Source organism: Mycobacterium sp. 852002-50816_SCH5313054-b (genome assembly GCF_001667185.1).
Taxonomy (GTDB): Bacteria; Actinomycetota; Actinomycetes; order Mycobacteriales; family Mycobacteriaceae; genus Mycobacterium.
Genome location: NZ_LZIC01000104.1, coordinates 71,299 through 79,727, shown reverse-complemented (window position 1 = coordinate 79,727; position 8,429 = coordinate 71,299). Strand labels below are relative to the sequence as shown.

The window sequence follows — 8,429 nt, the reverse complement described above, 5'->3', positions numbered from 1 at the left end:
GCCCACCAAGCGCGCCCCGGCGCGACGCGTCCCGCCGCGACCCCGCCCCGAGCTGACGGTCGGCGGCACGGCGCTCGACGGCCTCGAAGAGCCGGAGCCCGACGACTCCGCGAGTTTCAGCTGGCGCGACCTGATCCGCCGGGTCACCGGGATCAACCTCGGCCCGGGCAAGGACTCGGCCTACGAACAGGAGTTGCGGGAGCGCGTCCGCACGCCCGTCGGGGGCGCGTTTCCCATCGCCGTCCTCAACCTCAAGGGCGGGGTCGGCAAGACCGCGGTGGTCGAGGCGTTGGGCTCGACGTTCGCCGCCGTGCGCGACGACCGGGTCGTCGCGCTCGACATCGACGCCGGCGACTTGGCGGAGCGCCACGGGCGCCGGAACCCGCTGAGCCTGGCCGACCTGCTCCTCGATGGCGCCGCCACGCAGTATTCCGACGTGCGGGCGCACACCTACAAGAACAGCTTCGGGCTCGAGGTGCTCGGGCTGCCGGACTATGCGCGCACCGATTGGCGGCTGGAGCGCCACGACGTCGCCAAGGCGTTTTCGATTCTGCGCAAACACTATTCGGTGCTGTTGGTGGATTGCGTCAAGGCGGTCAACTCGGCCGTGATGGACGCCGTGCTGCCGGAGGCGCGGGCCCTCGTGGTGGTCACCAGCACCTCCATCGACGCGATACGTAAGACCAAGACGACCCTGGACTTGTTGCGCAACAACGGCTATCAACCCTTGATGGCCTCGACGGTGCTCGCGATCAACCACGTCGAGGCCGGAAAGGTCGGCGTGGTGGCCGCCAAGGAGCTCGAGCAATTGTCCGCCCGCGTCGCGGCGACCGTCGTGCTGCCGTTCGATCGGCACGTGCACGACGGCAAGGAGATCGGCCTGGATCGGCTGAGCAAGGACAGCAGGCGCAGCTACCTGGAGATGGCGGCCGCGATCGCCGACATGTTCGGAGACCACGGCGCGCAGCGAAACCTGCGGCTCGGGGCCCGGCGAGCGCCGCACGGGCGCTGAGCGGCGACCGGGCGGCCGTCGTTACGATCGACGGCATGAGTATTGCCGCCGCGGCCGACCTGATGGAGTACGACGAGGTCATCGCACGCTTTGACCCGGTCCTCGGCCTCGAGGTGCATGTCGAGCTGTCCACCGTGACCAAGATGTTCTGCGGCTGTGCCACCACATTCGGCGCCGAACCCAACACCCAGGTCTGCCCGGTCTGCCTCGGGCTGCCGGGTTCGTTGCCGGTGCTCAACCAGGAGGCGGTCCACTCGGCGATCCGCATCGGGCTGGCGCTGAATTGCGAGATCGTGCCCTGGTGCCGCTTCGCGCGGAAGAACTACTTCTACCCGGACATGCCGAAGAACTACCAGATCTCGCAGTATGACGAGCCGATCGCCATCAACGGGTACCTGGACGCGCCGCTGGAAGACGGCAGCACCTGGCGGGTGGACATCGAGCGGGCGCACATGGAAGAGGACACCGGCAAGCTCACCCACCTGGGCAGCGAAACCGGCCGCATCCATGGCGCGACGACGTCGCTGATCGACTACAACCGCGCCGGCGTGCCGTTGATCGAGATCGTCACCAAGCCGATCGTGGGCGCCGGCGCGCGGGCCCCGCAGATCGCCCGGGCCTACGTCACCGCGCTGCGAGACCTGTTGCGCGCGTTGGGCGTATCGGACGTCCGGATGGATCAGGGTTCAATGCGTTGCGACGCCAACGTGTCACTGATGCCAAAGGGCGCAACGGAGTTCGGAACCCGGACCGAAACCAAGAACGTCAACTCGCTGAAAAGCGTCGAGGTGGCGGTGCGCTACGAAATGCAGCGCCAGGGCGCCGTGCTGTCATCCGGCGGTCGGATCACCCAGGAAACCAGGCACTTTCACGAGTCCGGCTACACCAGCCCGGGCCGCACCAAGGAGACCGCCGAGGACTACCGCTATTTCCCCGAGCCCGACCTGGAGCCCGTCGCGCCCAGTCGCGAGCTCGTCGAGCAATTGCGGCATACCATCCCCGAGCTTCCGTGGTTGAGCCGCAAGCGAATCCAGGACGAGTGGGCCGTTTCCGACGAGGTGATGCGGGACCTCGTCAACGCCGGCGCGGTCGATTTGGTCATCGAGACGGTCAAGCACGGCGCATCGAGCGAGCAGGCCCGCGCCTGGTGGGGAAACTTCCTGGTGCAGAAGGCCAACGAGGCGAACGTCGAGTTGGACGAGCTGGCCATCACCCCGGCCCAGGTGGCCGCGGTGATCTCGCTGGTCGACGAGGGCAAGCTGTCGAACAAGCTGGCCCGCCAGGTGGTCGAGGGCGTGCTCGCCGGGGAGGGCGAACCCGAGCAGGTGATGACCGCGCGCGGTCTGGCCCTGGTGCGCGACGACTCGGTGACGCAGGCCGCCGTCGATGAGGCCCTGGCCGCCAATCCCGATGTCGCCGAAAAGATCCGCGGCGGCAAGGTGGCCGCGGCCGGCGCGATCGTCGGCGCCGTGATGAAGGCCACCCGCGGACAGGCCGACGCGGCGCGGGTGCGCGAACTCGTTCTGGCCGCCTGCGGTCACCCCTGACCGGCACCGCCGCCCACCGATCCCACGGAAATAGCGGGAAAGCGTGTTGGAAAGTGCCGTGCGGACCCATGATGGTCATGTGTTCGACGACCTGATGGCGATGCTGGACAGCCCGGTGTTCGTCGTGACCACCCAGACCGAAGGGCGGCCGACGGGTTGCCTGATCAGCTTCGCCAGTCAGACCAGCGTGCGGCCCCCGAGTTTCATGGTTGTGATCCCGCGCGGGCGCGACACCTGCGACGCGGCGCGCCGATCCGAGCACCTGGCGGTGCACGTGCTGGCGCAGCACCAGGCTGCCCTGGCCGAGTTGTTCGACGGCGAAACGGACGACGAGACCGACAAATTCGGTCACTGCTCGTGGCGCGTCGGCCCCAACGAGATGCCGATCCTCGATGAGGCGATCGCGTGGTTCGTCGGGAAGACCGCGCACTGGATCGATATCGCTGACCATGTGGCCTACATCGTGGAACCCGTCGCCGGATGGGTCCCGGAGGCCTACGAGGACGTGCTTTACCTTTCCGACCTCGACGACCTCGAACCCGGCCAGGAAGCGCCGGAGCGGTTCGTTCTGCACAAGCCGGCCGACGAGCCGCGCAAATACGGCATCAGGTTCACGCTCGACGGGCCCGTTTAGGTCTTGTCGTCGTTGTTCCGCGGGAAGCCACCGCCCTGCGGGAAGAGCGGGAACACCACGTCGTCGAGTTTCTCGGCGTCCCCGGCGGTCTTGTTGACCGTTGCCCCCCAGACGTTTCCGTCCGGCGACATCCGCAGTGCCCACGCGTGGGCGTGGGTGTCCTTGCGGACGACGTCGGGCTCGCCGGTGACAGCGCCCGTCGACGGCGCGAGCCGCACCGCGACCGTCAGCTTGGTGTTGATCAGGTTCACCAGCACGGTCCCGTCCATCGCCGCGCAGCCGGCCACGCCGGGCTTGTCCGGCCAGGTCCACACCGTGGACACCTCCGAGGTCTTGGTGATGCGCTGCAAGCGATCCGCGGTGGGTGTGCGGTCGGCGACGTACAGCGAGCCGTCGACGGGGTCGACGCACATGCCGCCGCCGGAGCCGACGCCGGACAGCGCCGTCGTCGGCGGCGCCTGGCCGATGGTGGTCGGCTGCTCGATGCGCAGCACCTTGCCGGCCAGCGACCTGGGGTCGGCGGCCATCGCGGGGTTGCCCGCGTCGCCGGTCATCACGACCAGCGTGGTGGGGCTGGTGAAGATCAGGGCCCCGGTATTTCCGGTGGCGCCCTTGGGGATCCCGGTCAGGATGTCCTTGGGGATGTCCCCGTCGGCCACTCGGATCACCCGATTGTCGGTGGGCGTGCTGATGTAGGCGTACATCAGCCGGTCCTGTTGGTACGTCGGCGACAGCACGATATCCATCAGGCCGCCGTCACCGGACGGGTCGACCGGGATGACGGTCTTCACCTTCGGCTCGGCGCTGACGGAGATGTCCTTGACGGCGCCGGTGGTGCGCTCGGCGACCAACGCGGTTTTGCTGTCCGGCCCCATGATCAGGCCGCTGGTGCTCTCCAGGCAGCCCTGCATGACCCCCGGGGCCGGGCAGGCCTTGGGGAAGGGCGTCGGAGGCAGCGGCGGCGGCGGGGGAGGCGTCGAGCTCGGCTGGGGCTTGAGTTCGGGGTTGGTGGTGAAGGGCTGGGACTGGGCGTCGTTGAACCGCGCGCAGCCGCTCGCGACCAACACCAGCGCGAAAAGCGCGGCGAGCCCGCCCCGAACCGACCGCCCTGATCGCCCTCGTCGCATGATCGACAGGCTACGGACTGTGCGGGCGGCGCCGCCACACGCGTGCGCAAGCGCCGCCGGTGGAGCGCCGATTTCACCCTTTTCGGCCGCGACGGACGCGCGCGAAGGCGATTTTTGACCGATTCGGGCCGATTTGGCGGACTAACCGGCGAAAGCGCCGCTCAAATCCCCGATTCGGGACCTTTAGCCCTTACCCTGACACCCGTGACCAGTCAATCGCATGACGCACCTTGGCAGCGGCCGGGCGAAACCCCGGAGCCGATCCCTGGGCGCCCCGCCTCGGCGCGCCTGGTCGATCCCGAGGATGACCTGACACCGGTCGGGTACCCGGGCGATTTCGGAACCACCACGGTCATCCCCTACCAGGACCCCAACCAGCACGCCGGGCCGGGCGCGGGCGGCTACCACCTGCTCGACCAGCAGGAACCCCTGCCGTACGTCCAGCCGGCCGCGGTGGCCCAGGCGGCGCCGATCTCGGCCACCGAGCCGGCCCAGATCGACGCGGAACCCGACGACGAGCGGCATCGCGAGGTCGGTCGGCGCGGCACCCAGCACCTGGGTTTGCTGGTGCTGCGGGTCGGGCTGGGCGTGGTGCTCGGCGCCCACGGGCTGCAGAAGCTGTTCGGCTGGTGGGGCGGCGGGGGATTGACCGGGCTCAAGAATTCGCTGTCCGACGTCGGCTACCAGCACGCCGACATCCTCGCGTACGTGAGCGCGGGCGGTGAGATCGTGGCCGCCGCGCTGCTGATCTTGGGACTGTTCACCCCGATCGCCGCGGCGGGCGCGCTGGCGTTCCTGATCAACGAACTGCTGGCCACCGTGTCGGGCGGCTCCCGGTCACACGCCTTCTCCTACTTCCTGCCCCAGGGGCACGAATACCAGATCACCCTGATCGTCCTGGCCGCCGCGGTCGTCCTGTGCGGACCGGGCCGCTACGGCCTCGACGCGAACCGGGGTTGGGCGCATCGACCGTTCATCGGGTCGTTCGTCGCCCTGCTGGCCGGCGTCGCCGCCGGCGTCGCGGTGTGGGTGCTGCTCAACGGCGTCAACCCGATCGCCTGACCCTCACCGGTAGGGATTGGGCACCCGCCCCCCGCTCGCCTCGGTCAGCTGGGGCAGCGTCGCGAAGGTGACCGCGGGCAAGCGCAGCTCCGCACCGCTTGTGAGGCGGGCGCGCGCCCAGGAACCGCGGGAAAAGCGCAGCCCCTCGATCTCGTCCCAGCGCACCGTCCGGCTGCCCAGCAGCGTCCGGACGGTCACTCCCTGCTCGTCGGCGACCGTGCGTAACCGGACGATCAACGCGGACAACAGCACCGGGATGATCAGCAGCGGCGCGCACACCGGCCAGGCCAGCACCGGTATCAGCAGGCCGAGGGTGAAGAATCCGACGGCGAAGTGCGCCATCGGCGACACCTTGATCACCACGGGGGAATCGGTAGCCACGGGAGCATCCTTGCACCGGGGGCCCGGGCCGCGGACGGGGCCCGGATTTGACTCCTGAGCTGTGCGAAGGCTACCGTCGGACGCTATGGATACCGCCGGAAAGCCCGGAATGCTCGTAGTACTTAGTCAGCGCGTTGGTGGCTGACCGGCTCTTCGGCATGTGAAGCTATCCAGCACCAACGCGCAACCCTCGTTCAGCGGCCGAGCTGACGGGGGTTTTTTCTTGCGCGGCAACGAGACATAACGACGAAGCGTGAACAAGAGGGCGAGGACGACAGTGAGCGCACCCACCAAGCCGGCGACGCCTGACGCGGCCAGCGTCGCCACCGACGCCGTGAAACCCGCCGCAAAGACGCCGGCGGCACAACCGAAACGCGTTGGGCCGGAGCAACTTACCGGTGCCCAGTCGGTGATCCGGTCGTTGGAGGAACTTGACGTCGAGGTGATCTTCGGGATTCCCGGCGGCGCCGTGCTGCCGGTGTACGACCCGCTGTTCGATTCGAAAAAGCTGCGCCACGTGCTGGTTCGCCACGAGCAGGGCGCCGGCCACGCGGCCAGCGGGTACGCGCACGCCACCGGCAAGGTCGGGGTCTGCATGGCGACCTCGGGTCCCGGCGCCACCAACCTGGTGACCCCGCTGGCCGACGCCCAGATGGACTCGATCCCCGTCGTCGCCATCACCGGGCAGGTCGGGCGCGGGCTGATCGGCACCGATGCCTTCCAGGAGGCCGACATCTCGGGCATCACGATGCCGATCACCAAGCACAACTTCCTGGTGCGTTCCGGGGACGACATCCCCCGGGTGATCGCCGAGGCGTTCCACATCGCCGCCTCGGGCCGTCCCGGAGCGGTGCTCGTCGACATCCCCAAGGACGTGCTGCAGGCCCAGTGCACGTTCAGCTGGCCGCCCCGCATGGACCTGCCCGGCTACAAGCCGAACACCAAGCCGCACAACCGGCAGGTCCGCGAGGCCGCCAAGCTGATCGCGGCCGCGCACAAGCCGGTGCTCTACGTCGGCGGCGGCGTCATCCGCGGCGAGGCAACCGAGGAGCTGCGCGAGCTGGCCGAGCTGACCGGCATCCCGGTGGTCACCACGCTGATGGCGCGCGGCGCCTTCCCGGACAGCCACCGACAACACATGGGCATGCCGGGCATGCACGGCACGGTGGCCGCGGTGGCGGCACTGCAGCGCAGCGACCTGCTGATCGCGCTGGGCACCCGATTCGACGACCGGGTGACCGGACAGCTCGACTCCTTCGCCCCGGACGCCAAGGTCATCCACGCCGACATCGACCCGGCCGAGATCGGCAAGAACCGGCACGCCGACGTCCCGATCGTCGGCGACGTCAAGGCCGTCATCACCGACCTCATCGCGATGCTGCGCCACCACGACATCCCGGGCAACATCGAGATGACCGACTGGTGGGCCTACCTGAACGGCGTCCAGTCCACCTACCCGTTGAGCTACGGCCCGCAGAGCGACGGCAGCCTCAGCCCCGAGTACGTCATCGAGAAGCTGGGCGAGATCGCCGGCCCCGACGCCGTGTATGTCGCCGGTGTCGGCCAGCACCAGATGTGGGCCGCGCAGTTCATCTCCTACGAGAAGCCGCGCACCTGGCTGAATTCCGGCGGGCTGGGCACCATGGGATTCGCGATCCCGGCGGCCATGGGCGCCAAGATCGCCCGACCCGACGCCGAGGTGTGGGCGATCGACGGGGACGGCTGCTTCCAGATGACCAATCAGGAGCTGGCCACCTGCGCGATCGAGGGCGCGCCGATCAAGGTGGCGCTGATCAACAACGGCAACCTGGGCATGGTGCGCCAGTGGCAGACGCTGTTCTATCAGGAGCGCTACTCGCAGACCGACCTGGCCACGCACTCGCACCGCATCCCCGACTTCGTGAAGCTGGCCGAGGCGCTGGGTTGCGTCGGATTGCGTTGCGAGCGTGCCGAAGACGTCGTCGACGTGATCAAGGCGGCGCGCGCGATCAACGACCGCCCGGTGGTGATCGACTTCATCGTCGGCGCCGACGCGCAGGTGTGGCCGATGGTGGCCGCCGGCACCAGCAACGACGAGATCCAGGCAGCCCGCGGCATTCGGCCGCTGTTCGACGACGAAAGCGAAGGGCACGCCTGATGAACACCAAAACCCACACGCTGTCGGTGCTGGTCGAGGACAAACCCGGTGTGCTCGCCCGGGTGGCGGCGCTGTTCTCGCGGCGCGGCTTCAACATCGAGTCCCTGGCCGTCGGCGCGACCGAGCAGAAGGACATGTCGCGCATGACGATCGTGGTCTCGGCCGAGGAGACACCGCTCGAGCAGATCACCAAGCAGCTCAACAAGCTGATCAACGTGATCAAGATCATCGAGCAGGACGACGACAACTCGGTGTCCCGGGAGTTGTCCCTGATCAAGGTGCGCGCCGACGCCGGCACCCGCAGCCAGGTGATCGAGGCGGTGAACCTGTTCCGCGCCAAGGTGATCGACGTGTCACCGGAATCGCTGACCATCGAGGCCACCGGTGACCGCGGCAAGATCGAGGCGTTCCTGCGCGTGCTGGAGCCGTTCGGCATCCGCGAAATCGCCCAATCCGGGATGGTGTCGCTGTCCCGCGGTCCGCGCGGAATGGGCACTGGCAAATAAGTTTTCGGCTGATTGACGATAAG

The 8,429-nt window shown here is 68.5% G+C and carries 8 protein-coding genes; 6 read left to right on the top strand and 2 right to left on the bottom strand.

What is annotated here, in order from left to right:
• From A5787_RS20030 to A5787_RS20020, 3 genes are all read left to right on the top strand, one after another.
• On the top strand, positions 1–1,012 hold a 1,012-nt coding region (locus A5787_RS20030), incomplete at its 5' end, for a MinD/ParA family protein (protein ID WP_369829148.1).
• A gap of 35 nt (positions 1,013–1,047) precedes the next feature.
• Positions 1,048–2,559: an Asp-tRNA(Asn)/Glu-tRNA(Gln) amidotransferase subunit GatB gene (gatB, locus tag A5787_RS20025; protein WP_066970135.1), complete on the top strand. Its 1,512-nt coding sequence runs from the start codon at positions 1,048–1,050 to the stop codon at positions 2,557–2,559.
• Positions 2,560–2,602: 43 nt separating this feature from the next.
• Complete coding sequence (locus A5787_RS20020) at positions 2,603–3,193, top strand: flavin reductase family protein (protein ID WP_369829147.1); 591 nt, start codon at positions 2,603–2,605, stop codon at positions 3,191–3,193.
• Here A5787_RS20020 and A5787_RS20015 read toward each other — a convergent pair.
• The gene (locus tag A5787_RS20015) at positions 3,190–4,320 is read right to left on the bottom strand and encodes a sorbosone dehydrogenase family protein (RefSeq protein ID WP_066970132.1); all 1,131 of its coding nucleotides are present in this window, start codon (positions 4,318–4,320) and stop codon (positions 3,190–3,192) included. The two genes, A5787_RS20020 and A5787_RS20015, sit on opposite strands and share 4 nt — an antisense overlap.
• 204 nt (positions 4,321–4,524) lie before the next feature.
• On the opposite strand from A5787_RS20015, the gene A5787_RS20010 reads away from it, so the two are divergent.
• The gene (locus tag A5787_RS20010; RefSeq protein ID WP_066970129.1) at positions 4,525–5,382 is read left to right on the top strand and encodes a DoxX family protein; all 858 of its coding nucleotides are present in this window, start codon (positions 4,525–4,527) and stop codon (positions 5,380–5,382) included.
• Between the two features lie 3 nt (positions 5,383–5,385).
• Here the strand turns inward: A5787_RS20010 and A5787_RS20005 are convergent, their stop codons facing one another.
• Positions 5,386–5,724: a PH domain-containing protein gene (locus A5787_RS20005; protein WP_066970152.1), complete on the bottom strand. Its 339-nt coding sequence runs from the start codon at positions 5,722–5,724 to the stop codon at positions 5,386–5,388.
• Positions 5,725–6,040: 316 nt separating this feature from the next.
• Between A5787_RS20005 and A5787_RS20000 the strand changes: the two genes are divergently transcribed.
• On the top strand, positions 6,041–7,900 hold the full coding sequence (locus A5787_RS20000; RefSeq protein ID WP_066970127.1) for an acetolactate synthase large subunit: 1,860 nt from the start codon (positions 6,041–6,043) through the stop codon (positions 7,898–7,900).
• On the top strand, positions 7,900–8,406 hold the full coding sequence (gene ilvN / locus A5787_RS19995) for an acetolactate synthase small subunit (protein WP_066970124.1): 507 nt from the start codon (positions 7,900–7,902) through the stop codon (positions 8,404–8,406). Before A5787_RS20000 ends, ilvN begins: the two co-directional genes overlap by 1 nt.
• Positions 8,407–8,429: the final 23 nt, after the last annotated feature.